The sequence below is a fragment of the Vibrio sp. R78045 genome (genome assembly GCF_042466085.1).
In the GTDB taxonomy this organism is placed as follows: domain Bacteria; phylum Pseudomonadota; class Gammaproteobacteria; order Enterobacterales; family Vibrionaceae; genus Vibrio; species Vibrio cyclitrophicus.
The window spans coordinates 26,741-48,661 of record NZ_JAXHBS010000008.1; the positions used below are offsets into that span (position 1 = coordinate 26,741).

General features: G+C 45.3%; 18 protein-coding genes. 5 read left to right on the forward strand and 13 right to left on the reverse strand.

Annotated elements, in window-relative coordinates:
* Positions 1-22: 22 nt before the first annotated feature.
* Both hupA and SJY39_RS02450 read left to right on the forward strand, forming a co-directional pair.
* Entirely contained in the window at positions 23-295 is a 273-nt protein-coding gene (gene hupA, locus SJY39_RS02445; protein WP_004729753.1) for a nucleoid-associated protein HU-alpha, read from the forward strand.
* A gap of 46 nt (positions 296-341) precedes the next feature.
* Positions 342-1,040: a DUF1481 domain-containing protein gene (locus SJY39_RS02450; protein ID WP_010435517.1), complete on the forward strand. Its 699-nt coding sequence runs from the start codon at positions 342-344 to the stop codon at positions 1,038-1,040.
* Between the two features lie 170 nt (positions 1,041-1,210).
* On the opposite strand, the gene purD is transcribed toward SJY39_RS02450, so the two are convergent.
* Both purD and purH read right to left on the reverse strand, forming a co-directional pair.
* Positions 1,211-2,500, reverse strand: a complete 1,290-nt coding sequence (purD, locus tag SJY39_RS02455) for a phosphoribosylamine--glycine ligase (protein ID WP_016769210.1) — start codon at positions 2,498-2,500, stop codon at positions 1,211-1,213.
* 85 nt (positions 2,501-2,585) lie between these two features.
* The gene (gene purH, locus SJY39_RS02460; protein WP_010435512.1) at positions 2,586-4,178 is read right to left on the reverse strand and encodes a bifunctional phosphoribosylaminoimidazolecarboxamide formyltransferase/IMP cyclohydrolase; all 1,593 of its coding nucleotides are present in this window, start codon (positions 4,176-4,178) and stop codon (positions 2,586-2,588) included.
* Between the two features lie 324 nt (positions 4,179-4,502).
* On the opposite strand from purH, the gene zntR reads away from it, so the two are divergent.
* Positions 4,503-4,943, forward strand: coding sequence for a Zn(2+)-responsive transcriptional regulator (gene zntR / locus SJY39_RS02465; protein ID WP_010435509.1), 441 nt, complete (start codon positions 4,503-4,505; stop codon positions 4,941-4,943).
* Between the two features lie 89 nt (positions 4,944-5,032).
* Here the strand turns inward: zntR and fis are convergent, their stop codons facing one another.
* From fis to SJY39_RS02510, 9 genes are all read right to left on the reverse strand, one after another.
* On the reverse strand, positions 5,033-5,329 hold the full coding sequence (fis, locus tag SJY39_RS02470; RefSeq protein ID WP_004729744.1) for a DNA-binding transcriptional regulator Fis: 297 nt from the start codon (positions 5,327-5,329) through the stop codon (positions 5,033-5,035).
* Positions 5,330-5,352: 23 nt separating this feature from the next.
* Positions 5,353-6,321 carry a tRNA dihydrouridine synthase DusB gene (gene dusB / locus SJY39_RS02475; RefSeq protein WP_010435502.1) on the reverse strand — a complete coding sequence of 323 codons (969 nt, stop codon included), beginning with the start codon at positions 6,319-6,321 and terminating at the stop codon, positions 5,353-5,355.
* Positions 6,322-6,461: 140 nt separating this feature from the next.
* Positions 6,462-7,349: a 50S ribosomal protein L11 methyltransferase gene (gene prmA / locus SJY39_RS02480; protein WP_010435498.1), complete on the reverse strand. Its 888-nt coding sequence runs from the start codon at positions 7,347-7,349 to the stop codon at positions 6,462-6,464.
* Positions 7,350-7,537: 188 nt separating this feature from the next.
* Positions 7,538-8,881, reverse strand: coding sequence for an acetyl-CoA carboxylase biotin carboxylase subunit (gene accC, locus SJY39_RS02485; RefSeq protein ID WP_010435495.1), 1,344 nt, complete (start codon positions 8,879-8,881; stop codon positions 7,538-7,540).
* 15 nt (positions 8,882-8,896) lie between these two features.
* Positions 8,897-9,352 carry an acetyl-CoA carboxylase biotin carboxyl carrier protein gene (accB, locus tag SJY39_RS02490; RefSeq protein ID WP_016769213.1) on the reverse strand — a complete coding sequence of 152 codons (456 nt, stop codon included), beginning with the start codon at positions 9,350-9,352 and terminating at the stop codon, positions 8,897-8,899.
* A 74-nt stretch (positions 9,353-9,426) separates the two neighbouring features.
* On the reverse strand, positions 9,427-9,876 hold the full coding sequence (gene aroQ, locus SJY39_RS02495; RefSeq protein WP_010435475.1) for a type II 3-dehydroquinate dehydratase: 450 nt from the start codon (positions 9,874-9,876) through the stop codon (positions 9,427-9,429).
* A gap of 323 nt (positions 9,877-10,199) precedes the next feature.
* Positions 10,200-12,149, reverse strand: a complete 1,950-nt coding sequence (gene acs, locus SJY39_RS02500) for an acetate--CoA ligase (protein WP_010435471.1) — start codon at positions 12,147-12,149, stop codon at positions 10,200-10,202.
* 218 nt (positions 12,150-12,367) lie between these two features.
* Positions 12,368-13,000 carry a 3'-5' exonuclease gene (locus SJY39_RS02505; RefSeq protein ID WP_016793870.1) on the reverse strand — a complete coding sequence of 211 codons (633 nt, stop codon included), beginning with the start codon at positions 12,998-13,000 and terminating at the stop codon, positions 12,368-12,370.
* A gap of 12 nt (positions 13,001-13,012) precedes the next feature.
* Positions 13,013-14,845 carry a DUF294 nucleotidyltransferase-like domain-containing protein gene (locus tag SJY39_RS02510; RefSeq protein WP_016793869.1) on the reverse strand — a complete coding sequence of 611 codons (1,833 nt, stop codon included), beginning with the start codon at positions 14,843-14,845 and terminating at the stop codon, positions 13,013-13,015.
* A 230-nt stretch (positions 14,846-15,075) separates the two neighbouring features.
* Between SJY39_RS02510 and SJY39_RS02515 the strand changes: the two genes are divergently transcribed.
* Complete coding sequence (locus SJY39_RS02515) at positions 15,076-16,272, forward strand: 3-phenylpropionate MFS transporter (RefSeq protein ID WP_016790184.1); 1,197 nt, start codon at positions 15,076-15,078, stop codon at positions 16,270-16,272.
* 117 nt (positions 16,273-16,389) lie between these two features.
* Positions 16,390-19,821, forward strand: a complete 3,432-nt coding sequence (locus tag SJY39_RS02520; RefSeq protein WP_390241297.1) for a PAS-domain containing protein — start codon at positions 16,390-16,392, stop codon at positions 19,819-19,821.
* Positions 19,822-19,948: 127 nt separating this feature from the next.
* Here the strand turns inward: SJY39_RS02520 and SJY39_RS02525 are convergent, their stop codons facing one another.
* Positions 19,949-21,334 carry a class II fumarate hydratase gene (locus SJY39_RS02525; protein ID WP_372275705.1) on the reverse strand — a complete coding sequence of 462 codons (1,386 nt, stop codon included), beginning with the start codon at positions 21,332-21,334 and terminating at the stop codon, positions 19,949-19,951.
* A gap of 12 nt (positions 21,335-21,346) precedes the next feature.
* Positions 21,347-21,730, reverse strand: a complete 384-nt coding sequence (locus SJY39_RS02530; RefSeq protein WP_010435452.1) for a hypothetical protein — start codon at positions 21,728-21,730, stop codon at positions 21,347-21,349.
* Positions 21,731-21,921 lie beyond the last annotated feature (191 nt).

Here is a 21,921-nt window from a genome sequence, read left to right on the forward strand (position 1 = left end):
ATACAAAGAAGGGAAACCTAAAATGAACAAGACTCAATTAATCGACTTTATTGCTGAAAAAGCGGACCTTTCTAAAGCACAAGCTAAAGCTGCTCTAGAAGCGACTCTTGGTGGTGTTACAGATGCTCTTAAAGACGGCGATCAAGTTCAGCTAATTGGTTTTGGTACTTTTAAAGTAAACCACCGTGCAGCTCGCACTGGTCGTAACCCAAAAACTGGTGATGAGATCCAAATCGCTGCGGCAAATGTTCCAGCATTTGTTGCAGGTAAAGCGCTGAAAGATTCAGTGAAATAATCTAAACTGTACCGAGGTAGTCGTATTCCACCTCGGTACAGGTTTTATGAAAAAAGCATTTCTTCTCGTTTCACTGTTATCTACATTTCTCATTGGCTGTTCTTCAACCAGTCCTCGCACCAACCTAGAGCAATTTGAAACCCACACCGGCGGCCAAGTTATGGGCGATGCGACGAGTTTCTACTGGGTCACTAACAAGCTAACGCAACCTCATACCTCTGCTGACTATGTCACTATGGGCGATTACGGCTGGTACAAAACTGACTATGCTTGGTCAGAAGATGTGCTTCGTGAATTTGTCCGTGAAGGCGAGCTACGCGATGACTCACTCTCATTAGTTCCGTATCGTGTGCATGTGCGTTTCAATCAATCTGGTGAAGCGGTATACCAGCAATATCGCCTTGATGGAAAAGTCCTACCGCTACAGTCGGTTCAACTGGACAGATTTAAACAGGAAGCGACATCTGCTCTCGACGTTACTGAGAAGCAAAATGATGCAGGGTTAGAGCTTTTACAGGGTTACTGGAATGGTAAAGTGTTTCAGACTTGTTCTGGTCAGCAATTTACTGACATTGAGTTCAACCAAACATTGCCTAATTTTGTGATTAACCGTTTGTCGTCTGTAGAAAGCTATGGTGCTTTTGTCGGCAAGGGATCTCTTAGAAAATTATCAGTCGCTGAATTCTTGATGTTGGCAGATGATAACCATCAGTGCATCGCAAGACCATCTTTGCTGAAAGAGTAAAGAATATTGAAAAGATATAAGAGTATTTGGCCTACTATAGGCCAAGTGCTGATTAGTCAGTACAAGTACCACTAATCGGTAAAAAAGGCGCCTGTTGAGGCGCCTTTTCTTTTATTCAATTGCAGTTATTCATTTGCTGATATTCGAATCTAGCCGAATGATGATGTTGATTACTGCTCTTGTTCGCGCGCAATCGCACGATAACCGATGTCATTGCGGTGAAACATACCATTCCAGCTAACTTGCTTAGTCAACGCGTAAGCGCGTTCCTGAGCCTCAGAAACCGTGTTACCGAGTGCAGTCGCACAAAGTACACGACCACCGTTTGTCACCACATCGCCAGCTTCGTTATTTGTCGTACCTGCATGGAAAACCTTTTGGCCTTCAACTTCGCTTGTTGGTAGTGAAATAACGTCACCTTTTGCGTAGTCAGCAGGGTAACCGCCAGCTGCAAGAACGACACCAATAGACGCGCGTGGATCCCACTTAGACTCTGCTTCGTCGAGTTTCTCGTCGATAGCCATTAGGCAAAGCTCAACAAGATCCGATTCCATACGCATCATGATAGGTTGCGTCTCTGGGTCGCCGAAGCGGCAGTTGTATTCGATAACCTTAGGTGTGCCGTCAGCATCGATCATTAGTCCAGCGTAAAGGAAACCAGTGTAAGGTGCACCTTCTGCGTCCATACCACGTACCGTAGGGTAGATAACTTCCTCAAGGATACGGTTGTGGATTTCAGGCGTTACCACTGGGGCTGGAGAGTAAGCACCCATGCCACCTGTGTTAGGGCCTGTGTCTTTGTCGCCAACACGTTTGTGATCTTGGCTGGTGGCCATAGGAAGGACGCTAGAACCGTCAACCATTACGATGAAGCTTGCTTCTTCGCCTTCAAGAAACTCTTCGATAACCACGCGGCTGCCCGCTTCGCCAAATGCGTTGCCTGCTAGCATGTCTTTGATTGCGTCTTCTGCTTCTTCAAGGGTCATCGCAACGATAACGCCTTTACCTGCTGCAAGGCCGTCCGCTTTTACTACGATTGGAGCGCCTTGCTCACGTACGTAAGCGAGAGCTGGCTCAATCTCAGTGAAGTTTGCGTAGTAACCTGTTGGGATGTCATGACGAGCTAGGAAATCTTTAGTGAATGCTTTAGATCCTTCAAGCTGTGCTGCCGCTTGAGTTGGACCAAAGATAGGAAGACCTACTTCGCGGAATGCGTCAACGACCCCAATAACTAATGGCGCTTCAGGGCCAACGATGGTCAGTTCGATTTTTTTCTCTTGAGCAAACGAGACTAAACCAGCGATGTCTTCAACGCCGATGTTTACGTTCTCAAGTTTCGGCTCAAGTGCAGTACCTGCGTTACCAGGAGCGATGAATACCGTTTCGACATTTGGGTTTTGTGCCGCTTTCCAACCCAAAGCATGTTCTCTACCGCCAGCACCGATGATTAATACGTTCATGTTTCAATCCTTAAGTCTTTAATTCTTAAAAGCCCCTCAAAATTGAGAGGCTCGATAGCTACTAATCGTTTAGATAAACTAAATATTAGTGGCGGAAGTGACGCATGCCCGTAAAGATCATCGCCATGCCGTGTTCGTCTGCTGCTGCGATAACTTCGTCATCACGCATAGAGCCGCCTGGTTGGATAACACACTTGATGCCAGCTTCTGCTGCCGCGTCGATACCGTCACGGAATGGGAAGAACGCGTCCGATGCCATTACACAACCTTCAACCTGTAGACCTTCGTCTGCCGCTTTGATGCCTGCGATTTTCGCAGAGTAAACGCGGCTCATTTGGCCAGCGCCGACACCAATTGTCATGTCGCCTTTCGAGTAAACGATAGCGTTAGATTTAACGTATTTCGCTACTTTCCAGCAGAATAGGGCATCTTTTAGCTCTTCAGCTGTAGGTTGGCGCTTAGAAACCACTTTAAGGTCATCTTCAGACACCATGCCTTGGTCGCGGTCTTGAACTAGCAAACCACCGTTAACGCGTTTAACGTCAAAGCCGGTTGTCTTCGTTGTCCACTCACCACACTCAAGTAGGCGAAGGTTTTTCTTAGCCGCTACGATTTCTACTGCTTCAGCAGAAACTGATGGTGCAATGATAACTTCAACGAATTGACGCTCTGTGATAGCCGTTGCTGTTGCAGCATCTAGTTCACGGTTGAAAGCGATGATGCCGCCAAATGCAGACGTTGGGTCTGTTTTGAATGCACGGTCGTAAGCTTCTAGGATGTCTTCACCTAGTGCTACACCACATGGGTTAGCGTGCTTAACAATCACACATGCTGGCTGGTCGAACTCTTTCACACACTCAAGTGCTGCGTCAGTATCAGCGATGTTGTTGTAAGAAAGGGCTTTGCCTTGAATTTGGCGAGCAGTAGACACTGACGCTTCTTCAGGGTTTGCTTCAACGTAGAATGCGGCTGCTTGGTGGCTGTTCTCACCGTAGCGCATGTCTTGTTTTTTCTCGAACTGTTGGTTGAACGTGCGAGGGAATTTAGACTCTTCGTCGCCTTCTTTGTTCTCGCCGTAGCTAGGAACCATAGTGCCGAAGTAGTTTGCGATCATACCGTCGTAAGAAGCCGTGTGTTCGAATGCTGCGATAGCTAGGTCGAAGCGAGTCTCTAGCGTTAGAGATTTCTCGTTCGCGTCCATTTCAGCGACAACGCGCTCGTAGTCGTGTGCGTTTACAACGATAGTCACGTCTTTGTGGTTTTTCGCTGCGGAGCGAACCATTGTTGGACCACCGATGTCGATGTTCTCAACTGCATCAGCAAGGGTACAACCTTCTTTAGCAACGGTTTCTGCGAATGGGTATAGGTTTACAACAACCATATCGATAGGGTTGATACCGTGAGTTTCCATCACGTCATCATCTTGGCCACGACGGCCTAGAACACCACCATGAACTTTTGGGTGCAGAGTCTTAACACGGCCATCCATCATTTCTGGGAAACCAGTGTAGTCAGATACTTCTGTAACAGAGATGCCTTTTTCAGCAAGCAGGCGAGCAGTGCCACCGGTAGATAGGATATCTACACCACGGTTAGCAAGAGCTTGTGCAAATTCAACGATACCAGTTTTGTCTGATACGCTGATTAGAGCGCGGCGAATTGGACGAGCGTTATTCATGCTTCCATCTTCCTCAAATTCATGGGGTTAAAATAAAGATATTTGCCAAAAAAGAACTTGTTTCTACCTTCTTAACATGGGTTATCTTAGATACCGGTAAGAGATAAAATATTGGCCAGTTTTGGTAAAGACCTTTTGGGGTCGTCTTATGATTAAGCTATAAGATAACCAACTCCAAATTTGATGGCGCAGATTCTAACTAATTTATTACAAAAAAGCTCGCGCAATCGTTTGGCATCTCAAAATTAATTATGAAAAGTGTCATTTCAACCTGAAAAGTAACGATAAGGTTAATTATGGAATGGACGAAGGAATAGGAAAAACATGTTTCAGATCGGTGAATTAGCGAAACGATGCGGTGTGACAGCCGATACCTTACGGTTTTATGAAAAAAATAACCTGATCGCACCTGCCAGTCGCAGTGAATCAGGTTATCGACTATATGATGAAAATAATCAGAAACAGGTGACCTTTATTCTAAAATCTAAAGAGTTAGGGTTGAGTTTGGATGAGATCAAAGAATTACTCGAGATTCGCTTGGAAGCGACGCAGCACAGTTGTGCCGAAGTTAAATCGATTACAACAGCCAAGTTGGAGATGATTGATGAGAAAATTACAGAGCTCACTAAGATTCGCACTGCTCTGAGGAAGATTAACGATGCGTGCTGTGGCCACATAGACGACAACGCAAGCCATTGTTCTATTTTAGCCGCCTTGGACTCTGCAAACATTGATAAAGGACGCTGTTGTCGCTCTGGAGACTAACCTGCGGCTAATTGAAGAACCATAAGCCAAAAAAAAGCCAAACTCAAAAAATGAGCTTGGCTTTCATTCAAAAAATTACGAAAGAACGATTAGTTCATGCCGTATTTTTTAAGTTTCTTGCGAAGAGTACCGCGGTTAATACCCATCATGGTTGCTGCGCGAGTTTGATTACCGCGAGTGTATTGCATGATAGTGTCTAGTAGTGGCTGTTCAACTTCAGCTAATACTAATTCGTATAACTCGCTGACTTCTTGACCGTTTAATTGAGCAAGGTAATTTTTCAATGATGCTTTAACTGAGTCACGTAGTGGCTTCTGCGTGATTTGGTCTTGTGATGTAACTGTAGTTACTGTCAATGCTTCTGAAGTCAGATTTTGTTCGAACATATTCGGTCTAGCTCTTCTCGTAATTATGGTGCAACGTTATCAAAAAAACCTTCTAGCGCCTCAAGCTGCAGATCACCTGCTTCGAATGCGTTGAAGGTACGGCGAAACTCACTCGCTTGTTCATGTTCTTTTAGGTACCAACCCACATGCTTACGAGCGATGCGAGGGCCTAAAAACTCTCCATAAAATTCATGTAGAGCATGCACATGACCAAGCATGATGTCTTTCACTTCCGAAATCGGGAGTGGGTCCATCGTGGTACCGTTTTCCAAATAGTGTAGGATTTCGTTAAAAATCCAAGGACGTCCTTGGGCAGGTCGACCTATCATTAAAGCATCAGCGCCAGTGTACTCCAGCACAAACTTCGCTTTTTCCGGACTATCGATATCACCGTTAGCGATGACCGGAATAGATACTGCTTGTTTCGCTGCTTTAATGTGTTTGTATTCTGCCTCACCTTTGTACATACAAGCGCGTGTTCTTCCATGGAGGGCAAGAGCTTGTATGCCGCAGTCTTCGGCTATTTTAGCAATTTGGACACAGTTTCTATTGTCTGTATCCCAGCCTGTTCGCGTTTTCAACGTTACTGGAACGTCGACAGCATTTACCACAGCTTTCAGAATTTCTTCAATGAGTTCTGGATGCTGAAGTAGGGCTGAGCCCGCAAGCTTCTTATTCACTTTTTTGGCTGGACATCCCATGTTGATATCGATGATTTGCGCACCGTTATCCACATTAAATTGAGCAGCCTCGGCCATAAGCTGTGGATCTGCACCAGCGATTTGTACTGAACGAATGCCCGATTCGCCTTCATGTACCATACGCTGCTGAGACTTTGACGTTTTCCAAACTTTCGGATTGGAGGACATCATTTCACTGACTGCCATCCCCGCACCGTAGCGAAGACACAACTCACGGAATGGTCTATCCGTTACGCCAGCCATAGGAGCGACGATTAGATTGTTCTTAAGTTGATAATTTCCGATTTTCAAAAATGTCATCACAGTTCTGTACCAGCAAGGGCGCGCATTTTACGCATTTTTTCGCTGCGTGAAAAGACTAATATTTGAGCATTTACAATTTGTTTTTGTAATTCGCTTAAATTTCAGTCAATTAGCGCCCAAAGTCTTGTCTAGCCTTGCTTGCGACCTGAGATGCGACACCATTCTTGTTGTTCAATGATCGGATCAATGTGAAGTTCATCACGATAATAAGTCGCTACATCTTCCGCTTGTGTATCTAAAACACCCGACATCGCTAGTACACCATTTGGCTTAACTAGGCCTTTGATGATGCTTGAAAGGTCACGTAATGGACCTGCAAGAATGTTGGCAACCACAACGTCAGCTAGCAAACCTTCAGGTTGATCTTGTGGTAAGAATACGTCTAATTGGTCTGCCACGCCGTTGCGCTGTGCGTTGTCTTTTGAAGCCAGCAGAGCTTGAGGATCAATGTCGATCCCGATAACTCTTGCTGCGCCAAGTTTGATTGCAGCGATCGCAAGGATGCCAGAGCCACAACCGAAGTCGATTACGGTTTTTCCCGTTAGATCTAGGCCTTCAAGCCACTCAAGACACAATGCGGTGGTTGGGTGAGTACCCGTACCAAACGCTAGACCAGGGTCCAGCATGACGTTTACTGCGTCTGGTTCTGGGATATCACGCCAGCTAGGGCAAATCCAAAGACGCTCACCAAACTTCATTGGGTGGAAGTTATCCATCCATTCACGTTCCCAGTCTTTGTCTTCGATTTGCTCTACTTTATGAGCAAAGTCAGTAGGGAACATGTTGCTAGCTTTAATCTGTGCTAGGACGACACCTGTATCAGTCTCAGCGTCATAAAGCGCGAGAATGTCAGTATCACCCCAAAGGCGAGTTTCACCCGGCAGAGGCTCAAATACAGGGGTATCTTGTGCATCAAGGAAAGTTACGGAAAGAGCACCAGTCTCTTCCATTAACATGTCGCCGATCTGTTCGGCATTTTCATTGGTAGCATTAAGCTTGATTTGAATCCAAGGCATGGCTGCATCTTCTATATGAGAAAAATTGGATGGCGAGTCTAGCAGAAAATATGAGCAAATTCACCAAAACCCCATGGAATATAAAAGGGATTATCGATTGATTTTTTCGAGTGCTCTAAAAACAAAAAATGCCCACCGAAGTGAGCATTTTACCTGTTCTTAAAAGAACGAATGATAGAGGCTAGCTTCTATTGGAGACCAAGCTTCTTCTCAAGGTAGTGGATATTTGCACCACCGTGTTGGAAGTTTTCGTCGTTCATAATAGCCAATTGAAGCTCAGTATTAACGTTAATGCCTTCAATAATCATCTCACCCAATGCGTTCTTCATACGAGCGATAGCAACATCACGGTTCTCACCGTAAGTGATCAGCTTACCAATCATTGAATCGTAGTGTGGTGGTACTGTGTAACCCGTATAGATATGAGATTCCCAACGTACACCCATGCCGCCTGGAGCGTGGAAGCGTTGAATCTTACCTGGTGAAGGTAGGAAACGAACAGGATCTTCCGCGTTGATGCGACATTCGATTGAGTGACCACGCAGCTTAATATCATCCTGTGTAAATGATAGAGGCTGACCTGCAGCAATACGCAGTTGCTCTTTCACTAGGTCTATACCTGTTACCATTTCAGTAATCGTGTGCTCAACCTGGATACGAGTGTTCATTTCGATGAAGTAGAACTCACCGTTCTCGTATAGGAATTCAAATGTACCTGCGCCACGGTAACCAATCTCAAGACATGCACGAGTACAGCGTTCGCCGATGTATTTACGCATCTCTTCAGTGATACCTGGGGCTGGTGCTTCTTCCACAACTTTCTGGTGACGACGCTGCATAGAACAGTCACGTTCACCTAGGTGGATAGCATTGCCTTGGCCATCTGCAAGTACTTGTACTTCAATGTGACGTGGGTTTTCTAGGAATTTCTCCATGTAAACCATATCGTTGTTGAAACAAGCTTTTGCTTCTGCACGAGTCATTGCGATAGCTTCTGTTAGTTCTGCTTCAGAACGAACAACACGCATACCACGACCGCCGCCACCGCCAGATGCTTTGATGATAACTGGGAAACCAATGCGCTTAGCGTGCGCTTTGTTTTTTGCATCGTCATCATCAAGAGGGCCATCAGAACCGGGTACACAAGGTACGCCAGCTTTCTTCATTGACGTGATAGCTGACACTTTGTCACCCATCATGCGAATGGTTTCAGCTTTAGGGCCAACGAAGATAAAACCACTGCGTTCTACCTGTTCTGCAAAGTCTGCATTTTCAGATAGGAAGCCGTAGCCTGGGTGGACAGCGACTGCACCCGTTACTTCAGCTGCGCTGATGATACGAGGAATGTTCAGGTAGCTATCGATACCACGAGCTGGACCGATACAAATGGTTTCGTCTGCAAGTAGTACATGCTTAAGATCACGGTCAGCAGTTGAGTGAACCGCTACCGTTTTAATACCAAGTTCTTTACATGCACGCAGAATACGTAGTGCAATTTCACCACGGTTCGCGATTACTAATTTATCTAACATAATGAGTGCTCTCTATTATTCGATAATTACTAGAGCTTGGTCGAATTCTACTGGCTGACCGTCTTCAACAAGGATTGCGGTTACCACACCAGATTTATCAGCTTCGATTTGGTTCATCATTTTCATTGCTTCAACGATACATAGCGTTTCGCCAGCAGTTACAGATTGACCAACCTTAACGAATGGTTTTGCATCTGGGCTTGGAGCGCCGTAGAAAGTACCAACCATTGGAGAAAGAACTTGGTGACCAGTTGGAACTGCAGGAGCCGCTGCTTCTGCTGCTACAGGTGCCGCCGCAGGAGCTGCTGCCGCTGCTACAGGAGCTGGAGCTGCTGCATATTGAATCGGTGCAACAGGTGCAGTACTGTTACGACTGATTCGTACTGACTCTTCACCTTCAGAGATTTCTAGCTCAGAAATACCAGACTCTTCAACCAATTCGATTAGCTTTTTGATTTTGCGAATATCCATTGTTTCTTTCTCTTTATCTGTTAATTGAACTTACTCTATGACTGAGTAGGTTAGTAATAGTTCGTTGTTTATGTTTACTTTGAGTTGAGCTTGCTGAGCGCAGCGGTCAAAGCAAATTGATAACCTTGAGCACCTAAGCCACAAATCACACCTTCTGCTTTATCAGATAGGTATGAGTGGTGACGGAATGGTTCACGTGCGTGAACATTCGATAGATGAACCTCAATAAATGGGATAGCTACACCAAGTAGTGCATCACGCAGTGCCACACTGGTATGTGTAAAGGCTGCTGGGTTGATAATAATGAAATCAACATTTTGATAAGCACTATGGATAGCCTCAATCAGCTCATACTCACGATTTGACTGTAAGTGAGATAGCTCAACATCGTGTGCTTTCGCTTGCTCTGTCAATGAGCTAATAATCTGGTCAAGTGTTTGAGAACCGTAGTGTGCAGGCTCTCTAAGGCCTAACAGGTTAAGGTTTGGGCCATTTAAAACTAGAATGCGAAACTTTGTAGACATCGTGGGGCTATCTTCCTTTATCGTGTTTACGAACGTGAATGTTGCCATTTTATTGAAAATTTGGGGTTAATTTCCAGTGAGAAAAACCCAAAATTAAAAATTAGAACCAGATTATAGCTAATTCAGCGCAAATCGCAGCAATTTACTGGTCTAATCTCCTATTGATACAACATGGAATTGTTACCAACTTAACAAAAAACCGTTGTATCCTTAATTTTGTGGGAGATATTTGAGATCAAGATCAGCCATAAAAAAACCGCCACATAGGTGACGGTTTAGGATGAGCCTGTTTTAAACGGTAATTAGCTCGTGTTGCTGGTTGATTATGCCAGTTCGGCTTTCTCTGCGATGAGCTTATCGACCACACTTGGATCTGCTAGTGTCGAAGTATCACCTAAGTTCCCCGTGTCGCCAGTGGCAATCTTACGCAAGATACGGCGCATAATTTTGCCTGAACGCGTTTTCGGTAACGAGTCGGTCCAGTGCAGGACATCGGGTGTTGCGATTGGGCCAATTTCTTTTCGTACCCAGTCTTTCACTTCTTTATGAAGCTCTGCGGTTGGGAACTCGCCATCATTCAGTGTGATGTAAGCATAAATTGCTTGGCCTTTAATATCATGAGGGATACCCACAATCGCAGCCTCAGCGATCTTATCGAACGCCACTAGAGCCGATTCAATCTCAGCGGTACCCATACGGTGACCTGATACGTTAAGTACATCATCGACACGACCAGTAATCCAGTAGTAGCCGTCTTCATCACGACGAGCACCGTCACTGGTGAAGTACATCCCTTTAAAAGTAGAGAAGTAAGTCTGTTCAAAACGGTCATGATCGCCATGAACGGTACGCATTTGACCTGGCCAAGAGTCCAGAATAACTAGGTTGCCGTCGGTTGCACCCTCAATGATATTACCCATGTTGTCAACCAACGCCGGTTGCACACCGAAGAATGGACGAGTTGCAGAGCCTGGTTTTAAGTCTGTTGCGCCCGGCAGTGGTGCAATCAAGATACCGCCCGTTTCTGTTTGCCACCATGTATCAACAATTGGCGATTGCTCATTACCGATTGTTTTGTAGTACCACTCCCACGCTTCAGGGTTAATAGGTTCACCCACTGACCCCATGATTCGTAAACTGTCACGAGAGGTGCCTTCAACGGCTTCATTACCTTTCGCCATTAATGCACGAATCGCGGTTGGCGCAGTATAAAGAATATTGACTTGGTGCTTATCAACCACTTCGCTCATACGACTGGTATTAGGGTAATTAGGCACACCTTCGAATAGGATTGTTTTTGCACCATTGGCTAGTGGTCCGTAAACAAGGTATGTGTGACCGGTAATCCAACCCACATCGGCAGTACACCAGAAAGTCTCGCCTTCTTGATAGTCGAATACGTATTTGAAGGTCATTGCTGCATAAACAAGGTAGCCACCTGTAGTGTGCATAACGCCTTTAGGTTTACCTGTTGAGCCTGACGTATAAAGAATGAATAGTGGATCTTCTGCGTTCATCTCTTCTGGTGGGCAATCTGTAGATACATTAGCAATAGCATCGTGCCACCACACATCGCGGTGTTCGTGCCATGCAACATCACCGCCAGTGCGTTTGAATACAACAACCTTCTCGATGTTTTTCACTTCAGGGTTAGTCAGTGCTTCGTCGACATTCTTCTTCAGTGGAACCGCACGGCCGCCACGCACGCCTTCATCGGCAGTGATAACGACTTTAGAGTTGGAATCGATAATACGACCGGACAGTGCTTCTGGTGAGAAACCGCCAAATACCACTGTGTGAACCGCACCGATACGGGTACATGCCAGCATGGCAACTGCAGCTTCTGGAACCATTGGCATGTATAAACAAACCACATCCCCTTTGCGTACGCCTTGCTCTTTTAAAGCATTAGAAAACAGGCACACTTCTTTGTGCAGTTCGTTGAAGGTTAGGGTTTTATCATCAGTAGGGTCATCGCCTTCCCAGATGATAGCAACCTCATCACCTCGTTCAGCAAGGTGACGGTCGATACAGTTAGCCGAAACGTTAAGCGTGCCATCTTCAAACCATCGAATATCAATGTGGCCAGGGTCGAAAGAAGTATTTTTTACCTGTGTGAAAGGCTTGATCCAATCAACGATTTTTCCGTGTTCACCCCAAAAGCCTTCAGGGTCAGAAACAGATTGCTGGTACATGGCTAGGTAAGTGTCATTATCCGCGTGTGTGGTTGATTTAATATTTTCTTTTACCGGATAAACGTGGGCTTCACTCATTGCATCTCTCCTTGTGCCTACATTCTAAATGAACTGGCAACTTCCTTTGTGTTCAGTTTTTAAGTCTATTACAGGACTGTCGTTGTGTTATCACTCTCGGCTAGGACGACGATTTCCACAATTAGACTTTAGGATGAGACGCCGCTTTTCACTTACAAAATAGCAAGTTAAGTTCATTTTTGAGATGTTGCTCTCTATGTGGAAAGCTTGCAGTTGAATTACGAATAAGAAGAGTTGAAGCGGGGCAAGTCGCCGTGCTTAAGGCGGACAAAGATCAGTGCTGCGGAGATAGCGTCTTGTAATGCATCATGTTTATTGACCGGGATAGGTAAATCGAGCTGGCGACAAATCGCATCCATGCTGAGGTCGAAATAAGCGTTGGGTAGCTGTCTTTCGAGTTTGTCTTGATAGAGTTGGCTCACTTCGACTAATCGGTTAGGCAGTGGAAATCCAAGCTGTTTTAAAAAGGCACGATCGAGGATTTTCTTATCATAACGAATGTGATAGCCGACTAAAGGACGATTTCCGATGAAGTTTAGTAGCTCAATCAGGGCTTGTTTTTCTTCTAGACCTTGCTTTAAATCTTGGTGACGAATACGGTGAATCTTGATGGAATTGCAATCGAGCGATTGTGGCGCTCGAAGCCTAACTTCAAAAGGCTCACTGGTAATAATTCGATTGCCAATGATTTTTGTGGCGGCAATGGTGACTAATTCGGCCTGATTGGGGTCGAGGCTGGTGGTTTCACAATCTAAAGATACGTATTCATTATGGGCAGGCGCAACAAACAGAGGCTGATAAGGGGACCCTTTGAGTTTGTGGTGCCAGAAATAACGAACCAATCTATTCATCGCTCAATTGCCTCAATCTCTTATCTGATAATGATAGCCGAGCCATTGCTTGAACTTTTTGACCACATGCAGGCTATGGCGAAGCAGATCTCTATCTGCTCGCTCCATCAATTTAACGTTAATTTTATTGCTGCTGTGCTGTTGGGATAGTCGCTGAGATAACCGCCACTTAAAGAACTGCTTGAGTGCCTCGTTAAGGTTGTCAGCGGTGCTTTGTTCTAATACATTTTTATTGACGAGCTGTTCAATACGCTCAAAGGTGTTGTTTACGGTGACTCCATGCTCAAGGCTGAGTGCCCGAATACCATGGACTAGAGGAAAAATACCGCCTCGTTTGATATCGAGCCCTGACTTTGACTGTTTAACATTGCCAAACAAAGTGAGGGGAACCGAAAAGCTAAGGGCAGGGCGACAAAACTCAGTGAGGATTAACTCCTGTCCCAATATCAAATTACTCAGGTGCTGCTTGACCGGTTTTAAAAGTTCTCTGTTACCCGCAACGGCGTGTGCATCCGCCATGATAGCAATATCCATGACGGTTTCTGGCGTGGCTTTTCTTACCCAACTCGTGAGGGTTTGTTTCCATTCTTGCTGAGAGTGCACCCATTTAGGGTTGTTGACCATTACGTTGCCTGGGCACAGTGGGTAACCTAATTGTTGCAGAGTGTGGGTGAGCTCGTTCATGGCACTTTGGCATTGATGCCACTCCAAGCCATCTTGAATGATGAGCGCATTATCTTGATCGGTTTTGAGAATCTGCTCTCCACGGCCTTCTGACCCCAGAACAATTAGACAGCAGTGATTATGCAGCGCGGGTGGAATCGTGAGTTCAAAGGCTTTCTCAATTATCTGCTCGTTGACCGCTGAAATGAGCTCCATGATAAAGCGCGTGCGAATGCCATTACCGAGCAGGCTTTCGACCAATTGACGTTGTTTGTTGGAGGCCATTGCCAATTCTTCAACGCTGGTAGCTCGCGCAATACGTAAAGTGAGAACGTGTGAATGAGTGGAAAACGCACTAAGAATCTGAGTCATGTCCACCATACCAACTGCATTTAAACCATCACAAACCATCAACCTTTTTACGCGATTTCTGGTCATGGTAATCATGGCATTAAACAGGAAGTCACCTTGATTGACATTCATCACTGGAAAGGTCGCTATGTCACCAACAGGCGTATCCAGAGGGCGGTTATCTAACATTACAGCATGTAATAAATTGGTTCTTGTGACAATTCCATACGGTAAGGTACATGATGATCTAAAAGCTTTTTGATCATAATGTTCTAAATGAACCAAGGCCGAGTCCAGCCCTTGTTCTTTAAGGGTTTGAGTGACTTGGTTGATAGGTTGGTTTGGTTCAAGTATCAGTGGAGGGTGATAGATCGACTCGTCTACTTTGGTCAGTATGAACTCGGCAAGATTCTGTTGCTGTTGAGCGGCTTCAATTAGCGCTTTTCTTGTCGAAAGGTTGTTATCAAAGTATGCGGCAAACTGGCCATTGGCGTGGTACAGCTCGAGAAAGACATCGGTTGGTAGTAAGTAGCTTAAAGTATCTTCTAGCGCGATATATTGGTGTTTGGTATGCGCGTCGAATTGGCTGCGGACATCAAAAATATCGTCATTGGCATAGTGAGCATAGATCTCACCATCACTGCTTGCCCGCTCTTCGACTGCGCCTTTAATCAGAATATGCAGGTGACGACTTGGTTGGTCAGCTTCCAAAATCACCTCGTGCGCTCGGTAGTAAACCACATCCAATGACGAACGCAGTGTTAACTGCTCCGTATCGGACAGGCTATCGAAAGGTGGGTGCTGCATATTAAATTTATCAGGCATAAGCATCGAAACAATTGGGAGTCTTTACTTAGTCTGGCAAATTACCAGCGAAGCTCCAGACGACTTTAGTCTAAATGCGAGAATGGGTATCGATGAGAGTGAGATATTTCATTGAAATGCGATATTCAAACTAATTGAATATGGGAATACTATCCCAGTAATAATTCCCTTTTTCATCGTATGCGAGATAGGCATAATTAGTGCTGCCTTTTTCCGCACATTTTTATAGGTTATTTATGTTTAGCCCTTCCCCTTATGGCTGGATCTCTCAGTATTTTCTTGGTTTCTTTTTTGCGTATGGCGTGTACTTGCCATTTTGGGCATTGTGGTTTGAAGACCAGGGCGTGTCTGCTGGTGATATTGGCGTATTAATTGGTATCGGTTTTGCGACGCGTTGTGTTGCCAACCTAGTGATTACCCCACGAATCCATAAAGTGGAACATCTAATGCCAGCTCTGCGTTGTTTGAGCTTTGCAGCCTTATTGTTTGTCGGTTTCCATTTCTTTACTGGTGGTAGCTTCTTATTGATGTTGCTAGCCACAGTATTGTTCAATCTATGTTGTGGGCCGATCATTCCTCTTTCTGATGCGATGGCGAACCATTACAGCCGCTTGAAAATGCTCGACTACGGCCGTACTCGTTTGTGGGGGTCGATTGCTTTTATTGCAGGTTCAACCGTGGTTGGTTTCCTAGTGGCCAAATTTGGCACTGATATGATTCTGTATACGGCTCTTGCGGGTGTGCTGCTGTCATTAGTTTTAGCGATGAGAAATCCTAACGTGATGCCAGTGACGTTATCGGAACAACAAGCGGAACGACCTAAATTAGCTGAACTGTTGCGTGAATCATCTGTGGTTAGGTTTTTGGCTTTGATGGCACTGCTACAAGGTAGCCACGCCGCTTATTACAGCTTTAGTGCTATTTATTGGAAAGAAGCAGGGCATTCGGAAGCGGTTATTGGTTATTTGTGGAGTTTAGGTGTTGTCGCAGAAGTTGCGGTGTTTGCTTTAAGTAAGCGACTTTTCTCTGGTCTTACTCTTCGCACTCTGTTTGTGATTGCTGCATTCGGTGTGATGGCTCGTTGGGGTATTACAGCATCAACGACAGCGATTTTTGCACTGGTTATGGTGCAACTGCTGCACGGTGTGACGTTTGCGATGGCACACATCGCAGCGATTCAATACATCCAGTCTGAAGAGCCGAATAAGATGGTCGCACTACAGGCTCTGTATAACGCGATTCCATTAGGTGCTTTTATCGCACTAATGACCACCTTTAGTGGTTGGGGCTACGAGCTTTGGGGCGCCAATATTTTCTGGGGTATGGCTGCTATGGGTGCACTTGCTCTATTCATTAAGTTGGATGAGAGAAGTTCAGTGGTTGAGATTAATCAATTAGATTCGGAACAGTCAGAATCTCAAAGCAAATGCTGATAATTAGAGTCTGAAGCACAGAATTTAAGCGATGCGATTGAGTTAATGACCCATCCTTAGTTAAATAAAACCTCTCCCTTATGGAGAGGTTTTTTTATGGATGAAAAAGGGTTTTTAATGCAAGGATGGATAGTAATTCCAGTCTCTTTAGCCTACTTGGGTGTGTTATTTCTGATCGCTTGGTATGGAGACAGGCAGGTTCGTTGGCTATCGCGTTGGCGCCCGTGGATCTATAGCCTCTCAATTGCGGTGTATTGTACTTCGTGGACATTCTATGGAACGGTCGGGCAGGCCAGCAATAACCCTTGGTCCTTTTTACCCATTTATCTCGCACCTATTTTGGTATTTACACTTGGGTGGCGGATCTTAGCGCGGCTGATACTCATTGCGAAACGTGAACATATCACCTCAATTGCTGACTTTATTGCGGCTCGTTATGGCAAATCTCAAGGACTAGCGGTTGCCGTGACCATCATTGCTGTGGTCGGTATTCTTCCTTATATCGCATTACAACTTCGCGGTATTACCATGGGGTTAGATATTGTTGCCCCAAATCTGGCGGCTGATTTCGGCTATCAAGATTATCACGTGTCTTGGTTTGTGGTTGGTGCTTTGGCTATTTTTACGATGCTGTTTGGTACTCGGCACATCGATAACACAGAGCATCACCGTGGCATGATGATGGCGGTGGCATTTGAATCCATCGTTAAGCTCGCGGCTTTTTTAATTGTCGGTCTGTTTATTATTTATCTGGCGATGAGTAGCGATAAAATCGACCTACTTGATGTTGCAGCCTCCACCTATAAATCACCTAACATTCCGACCTTAATCATTCATACCGTTTTAACCATGCTGGCGATTGTTTGCTTACCTCGTCAGTTCCATACCATGGTTGTTGAGAACGAGCGCCCACAGGATTTACATACCGCTCGTTGGTTATTCCCGGTTTACCTAATCTTGATGGGGCTGTTTGTTCTGCCCATTGCTTGGGCGGGTCAGGGGTTACTCACCAACATGCCAGCCGATACTTATGTCATCAGTGTACCAATGGCTGAAGGAGCGAATCACATTGCCTTGTTAGCCTTTCTTGGCGGTACTTCAGCGGCCAGTGGTATGGTGATTGTTTCGACTATTGCACTAGCGATTATGGTGTCGAACGACTTAGTGATGCCATTGCTGCTGCGCCGGATGCGTTTGACTCAAAGAACCCATAAGCATTTTTCTGGCCTGTTATTGGTGATTCGTCGTGGGTTAATTCTACTGCTTTTACTTGGCGCTTGGGTGTTCTATCAGGCGCTAGATACGATCCATTCTTTGTCGGCGATCGGTTTTCTCTCCTTTGCTGCTATCGCACAATTTGCACCGGCATTGTTAGGTGGTTTGTATTGGCGTCCAGGTAATCGCAAAGGTGTCTATGTCGGTTTGTTAGTCGGGTCAGTCGTTTGGCTTATTACCTTGATGAGCCAAACCAGCATGTTGGCAGGTGATAGCGAAAGCAACCTATTGTTATGGATAATCACGCCACCCGAATTGCTCAGTAGTTGGGATATCAGTAGCTCAAACTGGGGTATTGTATTGAGTATTACGCTCAATACTTTGTGTTATACCGTGGTGTCAATGACGACCAGACCAAGCCTAAGTGAGCGCTTACAATCAGCGGCATTTGTTGGCACTCCGCTGCCTGAAAATGAAAATATAAGCCTCTATCAGAGTCGTGTCACGGTAGCTGAATTGGAGATGTTGGCGTCTCGTTTTGTCGGTCGTAAACGGGCAAAAAGTGCCTTACACAGTTACTGGCAACAACATGGTCAACCGCTACTTCCGAATCAACAAGCGCCTGCAAGTTTGATTCGACATGCAGAACGCGTGCTTGCGGGTGTGTTTGGTGCATCTTCAGCTAAGTTAGTACTTACTTCTGCTTTACAAGGCAGAAATATGCAGCTTGAAGAAGTGGTGACCATCGTTGATGAAGCCTCTGAGCTATATGATTTTAGTCGTGGCTTACTGCAAGGTGCAATCGAGCATATTGGCCAAGGTATTGCGGTGGTAGATAAACAGATGAGGCTGGTAGCATGGAATCAGCGCTATTTAGAATTGTTTGAATTTCCTGCGGGGTTGATTCAAGTCGGTCGACCAATCGCTGATGTCATTCGTCATAATGCTGAACAAGGTTTGTGTGGTCCAGGCGACCCAGAGGATCACGTTCGACGTCGTGTTTATCACCTTGAGCAAGGCACTCGACATACATCTTCTCGTATTCGTCCTGATGGTCGAGTCATTGAAGTTCAAGGTAACCCGATGCCAAGTGGTGGCTTCGTCATGAGTTTTACTGACATCACGGTATTTAGACAAGCCGAGCAAGCGCTGAAAGATGCCAATGAAAGTTTAGAATCAAGAGTCCATGAACGAACCCAAGAGCTCGAAAAACTTAACCATCGCTTAGTAAAAGCAACGCAAATATCTGATCAAGAATCACAATCTAAGAGTCGTTTTTTAGCAGCGGTTAGCCATGATTTAATGCAACCACTGAATGCTGCTCGTTTGTTTGCTTCTTCACTCTCTGAAGTGGCAAAGGAACAAGAGGTGAAGCAGCTTTCATCCCATATCGAAAGTGCACTTGGTGCTGCTGAGGACTTGATTGGTGATTTATTAGATATCTCTCGATTGGAGTCGGGAAAGTTAGAAACCAATGTTCATGCGATTGCCGTGCATGATGTTCTTATCCATTTGAATGCTGAATTTAGTGCTTTGGCGACACAACAAAAAATCCAGTTCAAGATGATCCCTTCATCTCTGTTTATTCATTCTGACCCCAAATTGTTAAGGCGTGTTATTCAGAACTTTTTGACCAATGCTTTTCGTTACAACCCGGAAGGGAAAGTAGTACTGGGTGCGAGACGAGTTAACGGCCAGGTGCGAATTGATGTGTGGGATAACGGAACGGGTATCGACGAAGATAAGCAGCAAGAGATCTTTGAAGAGTTTACTCGTGGTAGCCAAGTTCGTGCCGATCAAGGCTTGGGGTTAGGGCTCGCGATTTCTAAAGGCATCGCTCATGTTTTAGGTCACCAAATATCAATGCGATCATGGCCAGGGCAAGGCAGTGTTTTTTCTATCACCTTGGCTAGAGCCGAACAGGTTACTCCAATTGTACAAGTTTCAGCGCCAATGGCGACCAGCGACATCGAACACCTGAAAATATTGTGTGTCGATAATGAGCGCGAGATTTTGGTCGGGATGGAGAACTTGATTGGTCGCTGGGGCTGTGAGGTTAAGACGGCCGTCGACTTAGTCGAAAGCTTGAAGTGTCTCGATGATGATTGGCATCCGGATGTAATTTTCTCTGATTATCGCCTCGATAATGGCCGAACGGGGCTGGAAGTTTTGCAACAGTGTCGTTTACGTCTTGGCGACTCTTTTGAAGGTGTCATCATCAGTGCTGATAGAACCGATGACATGTTGGCTGCGATAAAGGCTAACAGCTTCAGCTTTATTGCTAAGCCAGTGAAACCGCTAAAACTCAGAGCAGTCTTAAATCGGGTGAGTTAATTAGGAATAATAAGCTCTAATTCCTAATTAATGAACGGATGTAAAAAGGCCTCGGATGAGGCCTTTTTTGTTTCAGTAAGGCTCGTTAATACCTATTTATTTGCTAATTTAATAATTTGCTAACGAGCTAGCCCGCAATGCCGCCCTGCGTCAGTGTGCTTGGATCAAGCAGCTTGCTGAGTTCTTCTCGGCTTAGGTCTGTTTCTCGCTCTGCAACATCGAGGATCGGTAAACCTTCTTTATAGGCCTTCTTGGCAATATCTGCCGCTTTTAGGTAACCAATCACAGGGTTTAGCGCTGTGACTAAAATCGGATTCTTTGACAGTGCCAAATCGAGATTGTCTTGGCGTACAGCGAAGGAAACGATGGCTTTGTCTGCCAAGGCGACAGAACTATTTGCTAACAATTCAATACTTTCTAACACGTTATGAGCAATCACCGGCAACATCACATTCAGTTGGAAGTTACCAGATTGCCCAGCCAGCGTAATGGTGGTGTCATTTCCTATCACTTGCGCTGCAGCCATTGCTGCGGCTTCTGGAATCACTGGGTTTACTTTTCCAGGCATGATAGACGACCCTGGCTGTAGCGCCTGTAATTCAATCTCACCTAAGCCCGCCAACGGCCCGGAGTTCATCCAGCGAAGATCGTTTGAGATCTTCATGATCGCAACTGCTGCAGTTTTAAGCTGGCCAGACAATGCGACGATCGCATCTTGGCTGCTGAGGTTAAAAAAGAAGTTTTCACTCGAGGTAAAACTGATCTTTGTCGATTGAGAAAGGTTACTCGCAAATTTATCGGCAAAGCGCGGTTCAGCATTGATCCCTGTTCCTACCGCTGTGCCACCTTGAGCAAGTGCCTTGGTTGCTGGCAAACTGCTTTCAATGGCTTGCTTGGCATGCTCAATCTGAAACTTCCAACCACCTAGCTCTTGAGCAAAGGTAATTGGCATCGCATCCATTAGGTGAGTGCGGCCTGTCTTCACTACCTCAGCAAGCTCCTGTTGCTTGATAGTGAGAGCTTCAGCAAGGTGAGTTAGTGCTGGCAACAACTTGTTTTCTGCCATCAAAGCAACGCTCACTTGAATGGCGGTTGGTACCACATCGTTGCTGCTTTGGCCCATGTTGACGTGGTCATTCGGGTTCACGTCACCTTGTAAACTTCTTGAAGCGAGCGTTGCAATCACTTCATTGGCATTCATATTGGAGCTAGTGCCAGAGCCGGTTTGGTAGACATCGATTGGGAATTGATCGAGGTATTTACCATCAATGATCTCTTGGCTTGCTTCGGAAATCGCGTTGGCAATATCACCTTCCAATAAACCTAACTGAGCGTTGGTGTCAGCGGCGGCCTGCTTAATGAATGCTAGTGCTTGAATGAAGCTAGTTGGCATTTTGTGTGAACTAAAAGCAAAGTTATCTGCTGCACGCTGAGTTTGTGCTTGGAATAGCGCATCGGCAGGGACTTTCACTTCTCCCATGCTGTCTTTCTCAATTCGATATTGTAGGGTCATCTTCTATCCTTGTTAGCCAAGTGGGGCTTGGACTTGTTGTAGTGTTTGGCTGAGATTCAAAAAACGCGCTTGGCCTTGAGGTAGCTGGCAGTAGTGGCGTTTCAGATAAAATAGCGGTGAGTGAATAGAGTCTAGGCAGATATGACGAAAGGCGAAACTGCGCTCAGGAGACTCAATCGCTTCAATTAAATGGAAGAAAACTTGGCGCAGGTAAAGCTCGCACAACAAGATGTTTTCTTGGGCGGCGTGTTTTTCATAGTAAGCAGAAAGCGTGAGTGCACACTCTATATACTCTCTAATCACAAAAGGCTCATGGCCTTGTACTTGTTCTAATGAAGCAAAGCGATCCTGTGCTTTGTAAAATCTCGAATAGAGACTTTGCTGTTCTTTCATCATAATCTGCATCTCTTTATTGGATGTTAATGATAATTATTATCAAATGAGATTTTAAAAACAACCCTTTGTTTATCTTTCTATAAAATGAAAAGAAAAAGCCGATACATGAATGCATCGGCTTTCTTGGAGTCAGTACCTAATCCCTACAATGTAAGCACTGATTCATTTTCTAAGTACTTCTTATCCTAGTC

Excerpts from the sequence above, each read along its gene's own strand:
- prmA (WP_010435498.1), bottom strand. The coding sequence starts at position 7,349 with ATGCCTTGGATTCAAATCAAGCTTAATGCTACCAATGAAAATGCCGAA.
- fis (WP_004729744.1), bottom strand. The coding sequence starts at position 5,329 with ATGTTCGAACAAAATCTGACTTCAGAAGCATTGACAGTAACTACAGTT.
- acs (WP_010435471.1), bottom strand. The coding sequence starts at position 12,149 with ATGAGTGAAGCCCACGTTTATCCGGTAAAAGAAAATATTAAATCAACC.
- purD (WP_016769210.1), bottom strand. The coding sequence starts at position 2,500 with ATGAACGTATTAATCATCGGTGCTGGCGGTAGAGAACATGCTTTGGGT.
- SJY39_RS02525 (WP_372275705.1), bottom strand. The coding sequence starts at position 21,334 with ATGACCCTACAATATCGAATTGAGAAAGACAGCATGGGAGAAGTGAAA.
- accC (WP_010435495.1), bottom strand. The coding sequence starts at position 8,881 with ATGTTAGATAAATTAGTAATCGCGAACCGTGGTGAAATTGCACTACGT.
- zntR (WP_010435509.1), top strand. The coding sequence starts at position 4,503 with ATGTTTCAGATCGGTGAATTAGCGAAACGATGCGGTGTGACAGCCGAT.
- hupA (WP_004729753.1), top strand. The coding sequence starts at position 23 with ATGAACAAGACTCAATTAATCGACTTTATTGCTGAAAAAGCGGACCTT.
- aroQ (WP_010435475.1), bottom strand. The coding sequence starts at position 9,876 with ATGTCTACAAAGTTTCGCATTCTAGTTTTAAATGGCCCAAACCTTAAC.
- SJY39_RS02515 (WP_016790184.1), top strand. The coding sequence starts at position 15,076 with ATGTTTAGCCCTTCCCCTTATGGCTGGATCTCTCAGTATTTTCTTGGT.
- purH (WP_010435512.1), bottom strand. The coding sequence starts at position 4,178 with ATGAATAACGCTCGTCCAATTCGCCGCGCTCTAATCAGCGTATCAGAC.
- SJY39_RS02510 (WP_016793869.1), bottom strand. The coding sequence starts at position 14,845 with ATGCTTATGCCTGATAAATTTAATATGCAGCACCCACCTTTCGATAGC.
- SJY39_RS02505 (WP_016793870.1), bottom strand. The coding sequence starts at position 13,000 with ATGAATAGATTGGTTCGTTATTTCTGGCACCACAAACTCAAAGGGTCC.
- SJY39_RS02450 (WP_010435517.1), top strand. The coding sequence starts at position 342 with ATGAAAAAAGCATTTCTTCTCGTTTCACTGTTATCTACATTTCTCATT.
- SJY39_RS02530 (WP_010435452.1), bottom strand. The coding sequence starts at position 21,730 with ATGATGAAAGAACAGCAAAGTCTCTATTCGAGATTTTACAAAGCACAG.
- SJY39_RS02520 (WP_390241297.1), top strand. The coding sequence starts at position 16,390 with ATGCAAGGATGGATAGTAATTCCAGTCTCTTTAGCCTACTTGGGTGTG.
- accB (WP_016769213.1), bottom strand. The coding sequence starts at position 9,352 with ATGGATATTCGCAAAATCAAAAAGCTAATCGAATTGGTTGAAGAGTCT.